We start from the raw sequence: 16033 nt of genomic DNA on the forward strand, positions 1-16033 counted from the left end.
CGCTCAAGCAGGCCTGCGCAAACGCCTGTCGGAACGGCGGGCCTTTCACTCGCGGTTCTCTTTCGCGTCAAGGAGTAGACCATGCCAGTGAAAGCCCTGATCGCCGCCGCTGTCCTCGCCCTGCTGCCGGTGGCCAGCCACGCCACCAACCTGATGTACATGCCGTTCGAGACCGTGCTGTCGGACGCGATCCGCGCCGGGCGGCTGGACGGCAGCGTGAAGTTCTACCTGACCGGCAACACGCCGCCGGGGGTTCAGCAGATGCTGCGCCGGGACGTGGTCAGCGATCTGGAAACCAACGGGTTCAACAAGAGCGATCACGACTCGTGCGAATGGGTGCTGCAATCGAACCTGATCGCGCTGCAGGCCGAGGCCAAGCGCGCCGGGGCGAATGCGGTGACCAACATCGTGAGCTTCTACGACGGGCACGTGCGCAAGGATCTGAACACCTACGAATGCCGGGCCGGGGTGTTCGTGACGCGGGTGGCGCTCAAGGGGGATCTGGTCAGAGTGCCTTGAGCGTCCTGGCCCCTCCCACAATAGCCGACGCAATCCCTGCGGGAGCGAGCCTGTTCGCGATCGACGGCGCAGCCCTCACGCCGTCAAGGGCTCGACCTTGCGCGTCAGCAGCTCCACGAACGCCTTGGCCATCGGCGATTTCTGATCCTTGCGCTGCACCAGCCACACCGCCGACACCGCCGCCGGGTCGAGCAGCGGGCGGTAGACCACGCCGTCGATGCGCATCCGCTGGAAGGACGCCGGCAGCACCGACACGCCCAGCCCTGCCGCCACCAGGCCGATGATGGTCATCGCCTCGCCGGCCTCCTGGGCGAAATGCGGGCTGAAACCGGCGTCGCGGGCCAGGCTCAGCAGTTGTGCATACAGGCCGCTGCCGTAGCTGCGCGGGAAAAACACGAACGGCTCCAAGGCCAACGCCGACAGGAACAGGCCGTCTTCGCTGCCCGACGCCAACGGATGCTTGGCGCTGAGCACCGCCACCAGCGGCTCCCGGGTCAGTTCCACCACGCTCAGCGAATCCGGCAGCCCCGCCAGCGGGCGCATGATGCCGACCTCGATCGACTCGTCCAGCAGCGCATCGGCCACCATCGTGCTGCTCATCTCCCGCAGCTTCAGGTGCACTGCCGCAAAACGCTGGCGGAAAGCGAAGATCGCCTGGGGAATGGTCGAGTTGAACGGCGCCGACGAAGTGAAACCGATCTTCAGTTCACCCAGTTCCCCCAACTGCGCACGCCGTGCGACGTCCGCCGCCTTGTCGACCTGGGCCAGCGCCAGCCGCGCCTCTTCCAGGAACAGCCGTCCGGCCTCGCTGAGCTCGACCCGACGGTTGGTGCGCTCGAACAGGCGCGCACCGATTTCCTGCTCCAGCGCCTGGATCTGCTGGCTCAACGGAGGCTGGGAAATGCCCAGCGACTGGGCGGCGCGGCCGAAATGCAGCTCTTCGGCCACGGCGATGAAGTAGCGCAGGTGACGTAATTCCATGGCGTTCCCAATAGGTCGTCAAAGCTATCAAACAGGTCGAACAATATATTGGATAGAAACATTAGCCAGCTATATGATTTTTTCACTGCCCGCCTGCCTGTGCCCTCCGAGGTCTGAAGTGAAAACCGCCGTCGCACCCCTCGCCCATGAAATCCCTCACGTCGCGAAAGACGACGTGAGGGCCGAACTGCAAGAGATCTACATCGAAAAAGGCACGCCGGCGTTCATCCGCACGGTGCTGGCGCTGTTCTGCGGCGGCTTCGCGACGTTCGCCCTGCTGTACTGCGTGCAGCCGATGATGCCGCTGCTGTCCAAGGAGTTTTCGGTCAATGCCGCGCAAAGCAGCCTGATCCTGTCGGTCGCGACCGCGCTGCTGGCCGTGGGCCTGTTGATCACCGGTCCCGTATCCGACCGCATCGGCCGCAAGCCGGTGATGGTGGCCGCCCTGTTCGCCGCGGCGCTGTGCACGGTCGGCAGCGCCCTGATGCCGGGCTGGCACGGCGTGCTGTTCATGCGTGCATTGGTCGGGCTGTCGCTGAGCGGCCTGGCGGCGGTGGCCATGACGTACCTGAGCGAAGAGATCCATCCGCAGCACCTGGGCCTGGCCATGGGCCTGTACATCGGCGGCAACGCGATCGGCGGCATGTGCGGGCGCCTGATCGTCGGCGTGCTGATCGACTTCGTCAGCTGGCACACGGCAATGCTGGTGCTCGGCGCCTTGGCGCTGATCGCGGCGGCGGTGTTCTGGCGGATCCTCCCCGAATCGCGCAACTTCCGCCCGCGTTCGCTGCACCCGCGCAGCCTGCTCGACGGTTTCCTGATGCACTTTCGCGACGCCGGCCTGCCGCTGCTGTTCCTGGAAGCCTTCGTGCTGATGGGCGCGTTCGTCACCCTGTTCAACTACATCGGCTACCGCTTGCTGGCCGAGCCGTATCACCTGGATCAGGCGTTCGTCGGCCTGCTGTCGGTGGTGTACCTGTCGGGCATCTACAGCTCGGCGAAGATCGGCGCTTTGGCCGACCGGCTGGGCCGGCGCAAAGTGCTGTGGGCCACCATCGTGCTGATGTCCGCCGGCCTCGCCTTGACGATGGCCACACCGCTGGCGCTGGTGATCACCGGCATGCTGATCTTCACCTTCGGCTTCTTCGGCGCGCACTCGGTGGCCAGCAGTTGGATCGGCCGCCGCGCGACCAAGGCCAAGGGCCAGGCCTCGTCGCTGTACCTGTTCAGCTACTACGCGGGGTCAAGCATCGCCGGCACGGCGGGCGGGGTGTTCTGGCACGTGGGCGGGTGGAACGGCATCGGCCTGTTCATCGGCGCGCTGTTGCTGGTGGCGCTGCTGGTGGCGTTGAAGCTGGCCAAACTGCAACCCCTCGGCGGCGTGAAGGCCTGACAGACCGCCAAAAAACAACGGTGGGAGCGAGCCTTCCCGCGATAGCGGTGAATCCGTCAGAACTTGCGTGTCTGACGCTCCGCCATCGCGAGCTGGTTCGCTCCCACCGTTCGTATCGGGTGTCGGTTACTCGTGATACTGCGCCGACAACTCATGCACCGCCCGCAGGAAGGCGCCGGCGTGTTCCGGATCGACCTCGGGGGTGATGCCGTGGCCGAGGTTGAACACATGGCCGCTGCCCTTGCCGTAGCTGGCGAGGATGCGTCCGACTTCGGTGCGGATCGCTTCCGGCTTGGCGTAGAGCACGGTCGGGTCCATGTTGCCTTGCAGCGCGACCTTGTCGCCGACACGGGCGCGGGCGTTGCCCAGGTCGCACGTCCAGTCCAGGCCCAGCGCGTCGGCGCCGGCCTCGGCGATGCTCTCCAGCCACAGGCCGCCGTTCTTGGTGAACAGGATCACCGGCACCTTGCGGCCTTCGTGCTCGCGGATCAGGCCGCTGACGATTTTCTTCATGTAGGCCAGGGAGAATTCCTGGTAAGCCGCCGCCGACAGGTTGCCGCCCCAAGTGTCGAAGATCTGCACCGCCTGCGCGCCGGCCTTGATCTGGCCGTTGAGGTAGGAAGTCACCGACTGCGCCAGCTTGTCGAGCAGCAGGTGCATGGCCTGCGGGTTGTCGTAGAGCATGGCCTTGGTCTTGCGGAAGTCTTTCGACGAGCCGCCTTCGACCATGTAGGTCGCCAGGGTCCACGGGCTGCCGGAGAAACCGATCAGCGGCACGCGGCCGTTCAGTTCGCGGCGGATGGTGCTGACCGCGTCCATCACGTAGCCCAGGTCCTTCTGCGGATCGGGGATCGGCAGGGCTTCGATGTCGGCCAGGGTGCTGACGACTTTCTTGAAGCGCGGGCCTTCGCCGGTCTCGAAGTACAGGCCCTGGCCCATGGCGTCGGGAATGGTGAGGATGTCGGAGAACAGGATCGCCGCGTCCAGCTGCGGATAGCGGTCGAGGGGTTGCAGGGTGACTTCGCAAGCGAACGCCGGGTTCATGCACAGGCTCATGAAGTCACCGGCCTGGGCACGGCTGGCGCGGTATTCAGGCAGGTAGCGGCCGGCCTGGCGCATCATCCACACCGGGGTGACGTCAACGGGTTGCTTGAGCAGGGCGCGGAGGAAACGGTCGTTCTTCAGGGCAGTCATGTCGGCATCCGGAAAAAAAGTGCGGGCATTTTCTCAGAGCGCGACGCAAAAGGCACGGATGCAGGTCAGCCTTTTGTCTATCGGGTCAATTTGTCGCAATGAATGCGCAGGTTTCGGCAACACCGAGAAACAACTGTAGGAGCGAGCCTGCTCGCGATGGCGGCGGATCAGCCACTGTGCAGTGACTGAAATACCTTCATCGCGAGCAGGCTCGCTCCTACAGGGCTTTGTGCCGCCCGGTCAGACACCCAGGTAGTCGAGGATCCCTTCCGCCGCATTGCGGCCTTCGAAGATCGCCGTCACCACCAGGTCAGAACCGCGCACCATGTCGCCGCCGGCGAAGATCTTCGGGTTGCTGGTCTGGTGCTTGTACTGGCCCTTCTCCGGAGCCACGACGCGGCCCTGGCTGTCGGTCTGGATGCTGAACTGCTCGAACCACGGCGCCGGGCTCGGGCGGAAACCGAAAGCGATGACCACGGCGTCGGCCGGGATGATCTCTTCGGAGCCCGGGATCGGCTCAGGGCTGCGGCGGCCGCGGGCGTCCGGTTCACCGAGACGGGTCTCGACCACCTTCACGCCTTCGACCTTGTCTTCGCCGACGATGGCGATCGGCTGGCGGTTGTAGAGGAACTTCACGCCTTCTTCCTTGGCGTTCTTCACCTCTTTGCGCGAGCCGGGCATGTTCGCTTCGTCACGGCGGTAGGCGCAGGTCACCGATTTGGCGCCCTGGCGGATGGAGGTGCGGTTGCAGTCCATCGCCGTGTCGCCGCCGCCGAGCACCACGACCTTCTTGCCTTTCATGTCGACGAAGTCTTCCGGCGACTTCTCGAAGCCCAGGTTGCGGTTGACGTTGGCGATCAGGAAATCCAGCGCGTCATAGACGCCCGGCAGATCCTCGCCGGCGAAGCCGCCCTTCATGTAGGTGTAGGTGCCCATGCCCATGAACACCGCATCGTATTCGGCGAGCAGTTGCTCCATGGTCACGTCCTTGCCCACCTCAGTGTTGAGGCGGAACTCGATGCCCATGCCGGTGAAGACTTCGCGCCGGTTGCTCAGCACGGTCTTCTCCAGCTTGAACTCGGGGATGCCGAAGGTCAGCAGACCGCCGATTTCCGGGTTCTTGTCGAACACCACCGGGGTCACGCCGCCGCGCACCAGCACGTCGGCACAACCCAGGCCCGCCGGGCCCGCGCCGATGATCGCGACGCGCTTGCCGGTCGGCTTGACCCTGGACATGTCCGGACGCCAGCCCATGGCGAACGCGGTGTCGGTGATGTACTTCTCGACCGAACCGATGGTCACCGCGCCGAAGCCGTCGTTGAGGGTGCAGGCACCCTCGCACAGACGGTCCTGCGGGCACACCCGGCCGCAGACTTCCGGCAGGGTGTTGGTCTGGTGCGAGAGTTCGGCGGCCTGGAGGATGTTGCCCTCGGCCACCAGCTTCAACCAGTTGGGAATGAAGTTGTGCACCGGGCACTTCCATTCGCAGTACGGGTTGCCGCAACCCAGGCAGCGGTGGGCCTGGTCGGCCGACTGCTGGGGTTTGAACGGTTCGTAGATCTCGACGAACTCTTTCTTGCGCTGACGCAACAGTTTCTTCTTCGGATCCTTGCGCCCGACATCGATGAACTGGAAGTCGTTATTCAGACGTTCAGCCATTGTTAAAACCTCATCAAACTCTTCAGGCGCATCACTGCGGGTTGGCACGGGTGCTGGAAAGCAACGATTTCAGGTTGGCGGCCTTCGGCTTGACCAACCAGAAACGGCGCAGGTAATCGTCGAGGTTCTCGGCGAGCTCACGACCCCACTCGCTGTCGGTTTCCGCGACGTACTCGTTCAGCACGTTCTGCAGGTGGCTGCGATAGGCCTCCATCGCCTCGCCGCTGATCCGCTGGATCTCCACCAGTTCGTGGTTGACCCGGTCAACGAAGGTGTTGTCCTGGTCGAGCACGTAGGCGAATCCGCCGGTCATGCCGGAGCCGAAGTTGTAGCCGGTCTTGCCCAGGACGCAGACAAAGCCGCCGGTCATGTATTCGCAGCAGTGATCGCCGGTGCCTTCCACGACCGTGTGGGCGCCGGAGTTGCGCACGGCGAAACGCTCGCCTGCGGTGCCGGCGGCGAACAGCTTGCCGCCGGTGGCGCCGTACAGGCAGGTGTTGCCGATGATGGCGCTGTTCTGAGTCTGATAGGCGCTGCCCTTGGGCGGCACGATGGTCAGCTTGCCGCCGGTCATGCCTTTGCCGACGTAGTCGTTGGCGTCGCCTTCCAGGTGCATGTTCAGGCCGCCGGCGTTCCACACGCCGAAGCTCTGGCCCGCCGTGCCCTTGAAGCGGAAGGTGATCGGCGCCTTGGCCATCCCTTGGTTGCCGTGCTTGCGCGCGATTTCGCCGGAGACCCGCGCACCAATCGAACGGTCGCAGTTGCAGATGTCCAGGCTGAATTCGGCGCCGCTGAGGTCGTTGATCGCCGCGGTCGCCATCTCGACCATTTTCTCGGCCAGCAGGCCCTGGTCGAACGGCGGGTTGCGTTCCACGCCGCAGAACTGAGGCTTGTCCGCCGGCACGTGGTCGCTGCCCAGCAGCGGCGTCAGGTCCAGGTGGTGCTGCTTCTCGGTCTGGCCTTCGAGCACTTCCAGCAGGTCGGTGCGGCCGATCAGCTCTTCGAGCGAGCGCACGCCGAGCTTGGCCAGCCACTCGCGGGTCTCTTCGGCGACGTAGGTGAAGAAGTTCACCACCATGTCGACGGTGCCGATGTAGTGATCCTTGCGCAGCTTCTCGTTCTGGGTCGCCACGCCGGTGGCGCAGTTGTTCAGGTGGCAGATGCGCAGGTACTTGCAGCCCAGGGCGATCATCGGCGCGGTGCCGAAGCCGAAGCTTTCGGCGCCGAGGATCGCGGCCTTGATCACGTCGAGGCCGGTCTTCAGGCCGCCGTCGGTCTGCACCCGCACCTTGCCGCGCAGGTCGTTGCCGCGCAGGGTCTGGTGGGTTTCGGCCAGGCCGAGCTCCCACGGTGCGCCGGCGTACTTGATCGAGGTCAGCGGGGAAGCGCCGGTGCCGCCGTCGTAGCCGGAGATGGTGATCAGGTCGGCATAGGCCTTGGCCACGCCGGCGGCGATGGTGCCGACGCCCGCTTCAGCCACCAGCTTCACCGAGACCAGCGCCTGGGGGTTGACCTGCTTCAGGTCGAAGATCAGTTGCGACAGGTCTTCGATCGAATAGATGTCGTGGTGCGGCGGCGGCGAAATCAGGGTCACGCCCGGCACCGCATAGCGCAGCTTGGCGATCAGGCCGTTGACCTTGCCGCCCGGCAGTTGACCGCCCTCGCCCGGCTTGGCGCCCTGGGCGACCTTGATCTGCAGCACTTCGGCGTTGACCAGGTACTCGGGAGTCACGCCGAAACGGCCGGTCGCGACCTGCTTGATCTTCGAGCTCTTGAGGGTGCCGTAACGCGCCGGATCCTCACCGCCTTCGCCGGAGTTGGAACGCGCGCCGAGGCGGTTCATGGCTTCGGCCAGGGCCTCGTGGGCCTCGGGCGACAGGGCGCCGAGGGAGATGCCGGCGGAGTCGAAGCGCTTGAGCACCGATTCCAGCGGCTCGATCTCACTGAGGTCCAGCGGCTTGTCGAGGGTCTTGACCTTGAGCAGGTCGCGGATCATCGACACCGGACGGTTGTCCACCAGCGCGGTGTATTCCTTGAACTTGGCGTAGTCGCCCTGCTGCACGGCGGCCTGCAGGGTGTTGACCACGTCCGGGTTGTACGCGTGGTATTCGCCGCCGTGGACGAACTTCAGCAGGCCGCCCTGCTGGATCGGCTTGCGCGGGCTCCAGGCTTCGGTCGCCAGGGCCTTCTGCTCGGCTTCGATGTCGACGAAACGCGCACCCTTGATGCGGCTCGGCACGCCGCGGAAGCTCAGGTTGCACACTTCCTCCGACAGGCCGATGGCTTCGAACAGCTGGGCGCCGCGGTACGAGGCGATGGTCGAGATGCCCATCTTCGACAGGATCTTGAGCAGGCCCTTGGTGATGCCTTTGCGGTAGTTCTTGAACACCTCGTAGAGGTCGCCCAGCACTTCGCCGGTGCGGATCAGGTCGCCCAGCACCTCATAGGCCAGGAACGGGTAGACCGCCGACGCGCCGAAGCCGATCAGCACCGCGAAGTGATGCGGGTCGCGGGCGGTGGCGGTCTCGACGAGGATGTTGGAATCGCAGCGCAGGCCCTTTTCGGTCAGGCGGTGGTGCACCGCGCCGGTGGCCAGCGAAGCGTGGATCGGCAGCTTGCCCGGGGCGATGTGGCGGTCGCTCAGGACGATCTGGGTGCGGCCGGCGCGCACGGCCTCTTCGGCCTGGTCGGCGACATTGCGGATCGCCGCTTCGAGGCCGACGCTTTCGTCGTAGTTCAGGTCGATGATGTGCCGCTCGAACCCCGGACGGTCGAGGTTCATCAGCGAACGCCACTTGGCCGGCGAAATGACCGGCGAGCTGAGGATCACGCGGGAGGCGTGCTCCGGCGATTCCTGGAAGATGTTGCGCTCGGCGCCGAGGCAGATCTCCAGCGACATCACGATCGCTTCGCGCAGCGGGTCGATCGGCGGGTTGGTCACCTGGGCGAACTGCTGACGGAAATAGTCGTACGGCGTGCGCACGCGCTGGGACAGCACGGCCATCGGCGTGTCGTCGCCCATCGAGCCGACGGCTTCGTAGCCTTGCTCGCCGAGCGGACGCAGCACCTGGTCGCGCTCCTCGAACGTGACCTGGTACATCTTCATGTACTGCTTGAGCTGGTCGACGTCGTAGAAGGCCGAACCGTGGTCGTTGTCTTCCATGGTCGCCTGGATGCGCAGGGCGTTCTTGCGCAGCCATTGCTTGTACGGATGGCGGGACTTGAGACGGTTGTCGATGGCGTCGGTGTCGAGGATCTGCCCGGTTTCGGTGTCCACGGCGAAGATCTGGCCAGGGCCGACGCGGCCCTTGGCGAGCACGTCCTCAGGCTGGTAGTTCCAGACGCCGATCTCCGACGCCAGGGTGATGAAACCGTTCTTGGTGGTGACCCAGCGCGCCGGGCGCAGGCCGTTGCGGTCGAGCAGGCACACGGCGTAGCGGCCGTCGGTCATCACCACGCCGGCCGGGCCGTCCCACGGCTCCATGTGCATCGAGTTGTACTCGTAGAACGCACGCAGGTCCGGATCCATGGTCTCGACGTTCTGCCAGGCCGGCGGAATGATCATCCGCACGCCGCGGAACAGGTCGATGCCGCCGGTGACCATCAGTTCGAGCATGTTGTCCATGCTCGAGGAGTCGGAACCGACGCGGTTGACCAGCGGGCCGAGCTCTTCCAGGTCCATCAAATCGTTGGTGAACTTGGTGCGGCGGGCCTGGGCCCAGTTGCGGTTGCCGGTGATGGTGTTGATCTCGCCGTTGTGGGCGAGGAAGCGGAACGGCTGGGCCAGCGGCCACTTCGGCAGGGTGTTGGTGGAAAAGCGCTGGTGGAACACGCAGATCGCGGTCTGCAGGCGCTGGTCACCCAGGTCCGGATAGAACGCGGCCAGGTCGGCCGGCATCATCAGGCCTTTATAGATGATGGTCTTGTGGGAAAAGCTGCAGATGTAGTGGTCGGTGTCGGCGGCGTTGGCCACGGACGAGCGACGGCGGGCGCTGAACAGCTTGACCGCCATGTCCTGGTCGCTCAGGCCTTCGCCGCCGATGTACACCTGCTCGATCTGCGGCAGGCGCTCCAGGGCCAGGCGGCCGAGGACGCTGGTGTCGATCGGCACCTTGCGCCAGCCGATCAGCTGCAGGCCTTCGGCGAGGATCTCGCGGTTCATGTTTTCGCGAGCGGCTTCGGCCTTGGCCGGATCCTGATTGAAGAAGACCATGCCCACGGCGTATTGCTTGGGCAGTTCGACGCTGAAGGCTTCCTGGGCGATGGCGCGCAGGAACGCATCAGGCTTTTGAATCAGCAGACCGCAACCGTCACCGGTCTTGCCGTCCGCGTTGATCCCACCGCGGTGGGTCATGCAGGTCAGGGCCTCAATGGCCGTTTGCAAAAGGGTATGACTGGGCTCGCCCTGCATGTGGGCTATCAGGCCGAAGCCGCAGTTATCCTTGAATTCATCTGGTTGGTACAGACCTGCTTTCATAGACACTTTCTCACCAGGCTGCCTCTTTTCGAGGCAAATTTCTTTTCAATTCAACCACTTGCATCTCGCGCCGAACGTACGCCGGCTTTGCGGGGGCAAAAGGGTGGTCATTGTACACAGCGACACAGAGGCTCACAAATTTGACGACGAAATGTCGCAAATTCATGTCGCGTTTGTGAAATGTTTAAAGCGATCTGCTGTGCTAGTCAAAACTTTTTTAATTCTGACCGCAACGACTCAAAGACTACTGTGACGCAGACACCACAAGGCACGCGACCTTGGAAGGAAGCGCGCACTCGTGGAGATTTTGAGGTGCCGGGAGAGGCGGCCTGGGTAAGGCCGCCGAATCTTCAGCGAGTTGTAGCCAGTTCCTGTTGGACGCTGGCGACAGTGCGAGGCCAAGGTTTACCAGCCTGAACCTTCGCTGGCAAGGCCTTGATGGCAGAAACGGCCGCATCACGGTTGGCGAAGCTGCCATAGGTGATCACGTAGAGAGGCTTGCCGTTGAGGACTTTCTTGAAATAGCGGTACTCGCCGCCCTGCTCCTTGACGAAGCTTTGCGCGGTCGCTTCGGAGCTGGTGCCGAGGATCTGCACCACGTAGTTGCCCGGCGCCTGGCCGGCGTACCAGCTGCCGCCGGCAGCCTTGGCGACCGGCTTCTCGGCGGGCTTCTCGGCCGGTTTGGCGGCCGCCACAGGCTTGGCCGGCGCCGGGGCCGGTTTGGCCGCTGGCGCGACAGGAGCAGGCTTGGCGACGGCGACTTGGGTCGGGGCCGGCGCAGGCTTCGCCGCCGGCACGGGCACAGGCACCGGAACCGGGGTCGGCGCAGGACCGGCCGGCACACCTGCCGGCGGCGCGGTGGTGGTCACGGTCGGCGGCGTGGCGCTGGAGCCCTCGACCGGCACACCGTCGTCGCCTTCGGTGATGCCGCCGGCCGCTTCGGCCAGCGGGCCGCGCATCACCGGCTGCGAGTTGCCGACCAACGGCAACGGCATCGGCTGGGTGTTGCCGTTGAACTCGACGGACGGAGCACCGCCCTGACCGCCCTGGCCCAGCGGCAGTTGGGCCTGTTCGTTGGCCGGTGCCCCGGCGGTCGGCGCCTTGCTGCGGCCCGGCATCAGCCAGGCAGCCGCGACCGCGACCACGACCACGGCGGAAATCGCCAATACGTGTTTCTTCGGCATGTTGAACCCCATACTTGGACGCTTGACCGCAGTGCGGCTGGCGATCATGGCTTCGATCATCGCATCGCGGGCGACCTGGTTGATGTTGCCCGGCCAGCCCTCGGAGCTTTCGTGAATATCAGAGATCTGATCTGCGGTGAAAAGTTCGATGCCGCGGCCTGCGCCTTCGAGCCGCTGGTCGAGGTACTCGCGGGTTTCCTCTTCCGTGTACGGCTGCAGCTCGATCACATGGAAGCGCTCTTCCTCAAGCTGCAGCGCGTCGAGCTGGGCGATCAGCGACGACTCGCCAAACAGGAACACGTGCGGACGGCCCTCCGGCGCACCGGCGCCCAAGGCCATCAGGGCCTCGAGGGCCGACTCGTCGAGCTGCTCGGCATCGTCCACCAGCAGGTAGACTTCCTGACCGGTCAGCGCCAACTGCACCACCTGGGCGAGGATCGCGTTGACGTCGGCCTGGACCACGTCCAGCGCCTGGGCCACCTGGCGCAGCACACCGGCCGCGTCGCCGGCGCCACGGGCCGAGACGACGACGCTCTGCACCGACTGCTTGTTGGTGCTGGCCACCAGCGCCTGGCGCAACAGGGTCTTGCCGCTGCCCTGAGGGCCGGTGACCACCAGCAGCAACTGGCTGTAGCGCGCCAGATGATGAAGCTGGCCCAGCACTGGCTTGCGCTGGGCGGGGAAGAATTTGAAGCCCGGCACCCTTGGCGCGAACGGGTCGTGACTTAACTGGAAATGGCCGAGGAACGCCTCGTCGGCATGCAAACTGGTCATCGGAATCCTATCAACCTTTAAGCTGAGCCAGGGCACGGTAGTCCGCTCCCAGCGTGGCCTGTAGAACCTCTTTCGGATAATCGTCGGTCACCACCGCTTCGCCCATCCGGCGCAGCAGCACCAGGCGCAAGCGACCGTCGATCACTTTCTTGTCAATTGCCATGTGTTCGAGGAAATCGGCCTCGGTCATCTCTTCGGGCGGCACCACCGGCAGGCCGGCGCGCTGGAACAGGCGGATGCCGCGGTCACGCTCCCGGGCGCTGATCCAGCCCAGGCGCGCGGACATGTCCAGGGCCATGACCGTACCGGCGGCGACCGCCTCGCCATGCAACCAGACACCATAGCCCATGTGGGTCTCGATGGCGTGGCCGAAGGTATGGCCGAGGTTGAGGGTGGCGCGAACGCCGGACTCCCGTTCGTCGGCGCCGACCACGGCCGCCTTGGCCGCGCAGGAACGCTCGATGGCGTAGGTCAGCGCCTGCGGGTCGAGGTTGCGCAGCTTGTCGACGTTGTCTTCGAGCCAGGTCAGGAACGGCTCGTCGCAGATCAGCCCGTACTTGATGACTTCCGCCAGACCGGCGGACAGCTCGCGCGCCGGCAAGGTCTTGAGCGAGGCGGTGTCGATCAGCACCACGTTCGGCTGATAGAACGCGCCGACCATGTTCTTGCCCAGCGGATGGTTGATCCCGGTCTTGCCGCCCACCGACGAATCGACCTGGGACAGTAGCGTGGTGGGGATCTGGATGAAGTCGACGCCGCGCTGGTAGCAGGCGGCCGCAAAACCGGCCATGTCGCCGATGACGCCGCCGCCCAGGGCGATCACGGTGGTGCGGCGGTCGTGCCGGGCGGTCAGCAGGCCGTCGAAGATCAGTTGCAGGGTTTCCCAGTTCTTGTGCGCCTCGCCGTCTGGCAGCACCACCGAGATCACCGAGTACGGCGCCAGAGTGCGGGTCAGACGCTCAAGATAGAGCGGCGCCACGGTCTCGTTGGAGACGATCGCCACTTGCCGCCCATGGATGTGCGGAGCCAACAGTTCAGGCCGGTCCAACAAACCTTCGCCAATATGAATCGGGTAGCTGCGCTCGCCCAGATCGACCTTGAGTGTCTGCATGTGTCCCCACAGTGAAGATGGCTGAATTATCGGATGTCCGCGGTCTTAGCCGGTATGACGTCGCCCGCACGCCATCCGCCACACCCCCGGGCATGACGGGACGCCGAGGATAGCGCATTTCGGGCGGCGCTTTAACGGGGCGGAAGCTGCTGCAGACGGTCGAGGATGTCGAGCACCACCAGGCGCGGTGGCCGCTCGTCGGTTTCCACCACCAGATCGGCGATCTCCCGGTACAGCGGGTCACGGATCGCCAGCAGGTCGCGCAAGGTCTTTTCCGGATCGGCGGTGCGCAGCAACGGCCGGTTGCGGTCGCGTGACGTGCGCCCGACCTGCTGCTCGACGGAGGCGTGCAGGTACACCACCCGCCCGCCCTCGTGCAGGGCCTTGCGGTTGGCGTCGCGCATCACCGCGCCCCCGCCGGTGGCCAGCACCACGCCGTCGAACGCGCACAGCTCGGCGATCATCGCCTGCTCGCGGTCACGAAAGCCGGGCTCGCCTTCCTTGTCGAAGATCCACGGGATATTGGCGCCCGTGCGCAGTTCAATTTCCTTGTCGGAATCTTTGAACGGCAGGCGCAGCTCTTTGGCCAGCAACCGGCCGATGGTGCTTTTTCCAGCGCCCATCGGGCCTACAAGAATCAAATTTCGCACAGAATCAACGACTCACAGCAATCGCCTGGTTATTCATGATACGCGGAGTGAGGAAGACCAGCAGCTCGGATTTTTTCTCCGAGACCACATCACGCCGGAAAAGGCGGCCAAGATACGGCACATCGCCAAGAAATGGCACCTTATCTACGACCTTGCTTTGAGTATTTGAGAAAACGCCCCCGATCACGATGGTTTCGCCGTCGTTCACCAGCACCTTGGCGTTGACCTCGTTTTTCTTGATCGGCGGCACATCCTGCACCTTGTTCAGGTAGTCCGGTTCGTCCTTGGTGACCTTGACCTCCATGATGATGCGGTTGTCCGGGGTGATCTGTGGCGTCACCTCCAGCGACAGCGAAGCCTCCTTGAACGACACCGAGGTGGCGCCGCTGGAGCTGGCTTCCTGGTAGGGGATTTCGGTGCCCTTGAGGATCTTGGCGGTTTCCTTGTCGGAGGTGACCACCTTCGGCTGGGAGACGATTTCCCCGTTGCCGGTCTTCTCCATGGCAGTCAGTTCGAGATCGAGCAGCACGTTGTCGGTGATGAAGGCGATGCCGATCCCCGAGGTGTTGCCGGTGGTGCCCATGTCGACGAACGGCGTGTTGGTGCTGGTGCTGCCCGGCGTGCCGATGGTGGTGGACGCGCCGTTGGTCACGCCGGAGGTGTTCCAGTTGCCCTTGTTGCGGATCGATCCGCCCCAGCGCACGCCCAGGCTCTTGTCGTAATCGACGTTGGCCTCGACGATCCGCGCCTCGATCATCACCTGGCGCACCGGGATGTCCAGTTGCGCCACGATCCGCCGCAGCTCGTCGAGGCGATCCTGGGTCTGGTAGGCAATGATGTTGTTGGTGCGTTCATCGACGGTGATCGACCCGCGTTCGTCGACTTTCGCCTCGGCGCTGGTCACCGACTGGAACAGCTTGGCGATGTCCGCCGCCTTGGCGTAGTTGACCTGCAGCAGCTCGCGGCGCAGCGGCGCCAGTTCGGCGATCTGCTTCTGCGACTCGAGTTCCTGCCGCTCGCGGGCGGCGATCTCATCGGCCGGCGCCACCAGCAGCACGTTGCCGATCTTGCGCTTGTCCAGCCCCTTGGTCTTGAGCACCAGGTCCAGGGCCTGATCCCACGGCACGTTCTGCAGACGCAAAGTGATCCCGCCCTGCACCGTGTCGCTGGCCACCAGGTTGAGGTTGGTGAAGTCGGCGATCAGCTGCAGCACCGAGCGCACGTCGATGTCCTGGAAATTCAGCGAAAGCTTCTCGCCGCTGTAGCTGTTGCGGTCGGCGTTGCGCTTTTGCAGGTCATCGACCGTCATCGGCCGGATGCTGACGGTGAGCTTGTTGTCGGTCTGGTAGGTCGAGTACTCGTAGGTGCCGACGGGCTCGACGGTCACGGTCGCCCGGTCGCCGCTGACGCTGGAGCTGACGAACTGCACCGGCGTGGCGAAGTCCTTGACGTCGAGGCGCACCCGCAGCGGTTCGGGCAGTTGGGTGCGGGTGAAGTTGAGGACGATCTTGCCGTCGCGTTCCTGGATGTCCGGGGCGATGGCCGGGTCGGACAGGTCGATGACCACATTGCCCTCGCCCGCCGTGCCACGCTGGAAGTCCACGCCCCGGATGGCCCTGGCCGTCGGGGCGTAAGCCTTGGCCGGCGCGGCGGCCGGCACGGGGCGCGATGTGGCCGCCGCCGTGCGGGGCGCAGCCTTGCGGGCACCCTGGCCGACCACGACGAACAGCGTGTTGCCTTCGACCCGGGTGTCGTAGGGCACCAGCTGGGTCAGGTTGATGATCATCCGCGTCCGGTCCTTGGCCTCGACCACCGTGGCCGAGCGGGCATTGCCGCTGCCCAGGTCACGGGTCTTGTTCGCCAACTGGCTGGAGACGCCCGGCAGGTCGAGGGCGATCCGTGCCGGCGAATCGGTGGTGTAGCCCTTGGGCTGCGGCGGCGGGCCGTCGAAGGACAGCTTCAGCTCGACCCGGTCGCCCGGCAGCGCCGCCACGTCCAGGGCCTTGAGGGTGGCCGCATCGACCATCGGCGACAGCAGCGCTATCCATAGCGAAAGACCGAAGGTTGCGAAAATCCTGTTCATTGTTCGTC

Annotated in this window: 10 protein-coding genes; 2 read left to right on the forward strand and 8 right to left on the reverse strand. The window is 64.9% G+C overall.

Going from position 1 to position 16033, the window contains the following annotated elements; translation table 11 throughout:
• Positions 1 to 81: 81 nt before the first annotated feature.
• Positions 82 to 519, forward strand: coding sequence for an excinuclease (locus tag CAG31_RS22690; RefSeq protein ID WP_085585399.1), 438 nt, complete (start codon positions 82 to 84; stop codon positions 517 to 519).
• A gap of 75 nt (positions 520 to 594) precedes the next feature.
• On the opposite strand, the gene CAG31_RS22695 is transcribed toward CAG31_RS22690, so the two are convergent.
• Entirely contained in the window at positions 595 to 1500 is a 906-nt protein-coding gene (locus CAG31_RS22695) for a LysR family transcriptional regulator (RefSeq protein ID WP_085585403.1), read from the reverse strand.
• A gap of 118 nt (positions 1501 to 1618) precedes the next feature.
• Between CAG31_RS22695 and CAG31_RS22700 the strand changes: the two genes are divergently transcribed.
• Entirely contained in the window at positions 1619 to 2893 is a 1275-nt protein-coding gene (locus tag CAG31_RS22700; RefSeq protein WP_085585405.1) for an MFS transporter, read from the forward strand.
• Between the two features lie 126 nt (positions 2894 to 3019).
• Here the strand turns inward: CAG31_RS22700 and hemE are convergent, their stop codons facing one another.
• The 7 genes from hemE to pilQ all read right to left on the reverse strand — a co-directional run bounded on the left by hemE (position 3020) and on the right by pilQ (position 16025).
• Entirely contained in the window at positions 3020 to 4087 is a 1068-nt protein-coding gene (gene hemE / locus CAG31_RS22705; RefSeq protein ID WP_085585407.1) for a uroporphyrinogen decarboxylase, read from the reverse strand.
• Between the two features lie 240 nt (positions 4088 to 4327).
• On the reverse strand, positions 4328 to 5746 hold the full coding sequence (locus CAG31_RS22710) for an FAD-dependent oxidoreductase (protein ID WP_085585409.1): 1419 nt from the start codon (positions 5744 to 5746) through the stop codon (positions 4328 to 4330).
• A 31-nt stretch (positions 5747 to 5777) separates the two neighbouring features.
• Positions 5778 to 10223: a glutamate synthase large subunit gene (gltB, locus tag CAG31_RS22715; protein ID WP_085585411.1), complete on the reverse strand. Its 4446-nt coding sequence runs from the start codon at positions 10221 to 10223 to the stop codon at positions 5778 to 5780.
• Between the two features lie 350 nt (positions 10224 to 10573).
• A complete protein-coding gene (locus tag CAG31_RS22725) occupies positions 10574 to 12181 on the reverse strand; it encodes an AAA family ATPase (protein ID WP_085585413.1) in 1608 nt (535 codons plus the stop codon).
• Positions 12182 to 12191: 10 nt separating this feature from the next.
• Positions 12192 to 13292: a 3-dehydroquinate synthase gene (gene aroB, locus CAG31_RS22730; protein WP_085585415.1), complete on the reverse strand. Its 1101-nt coding sequence runs from the start codon at positions 13290 to 13292 to the stop codon at positions 12192 to 12194.
• Positions 13293 to 13423: 131 nt separating this feature from the next.
• Positions 13424 to 13942, reverse strand: a complete 519-nt coding sequence (aroK, locus tag CAG31_RS22735) for a shikimate kinase AroK (RefSeq protein WP_085585417.1) — start codon at positions 13940 to 13942, stop codon at positions 13424 to 13426.
• Between the two features lie 4 nt (positions 13943 to 13946).
• Complete coding sequence (gene pilQ / locus CAG31_RS22740; RefSeq protein WP_085585419.1) at positions 13947 to 16025, reverse strand: type IV pilus secretin PilQ; 2079 nt, start codon at positions 16023 to 16025, stop codon at positions 13947 to 13949.
• Positions 16026 to 16033 lie beyond the last annotated feature (8 nt).

The organism is Pseudomonas sp. R25(2017), assembly GCF_002112565.1.
Classification (GTDB): domain Bacteria; phylum Pseudomonadota; class Gammaproteobacteria; order Pseudomonadales; family Pseudomonadaceae; genus Aquipseudomonas; species Aquipseudomonas ekonensis.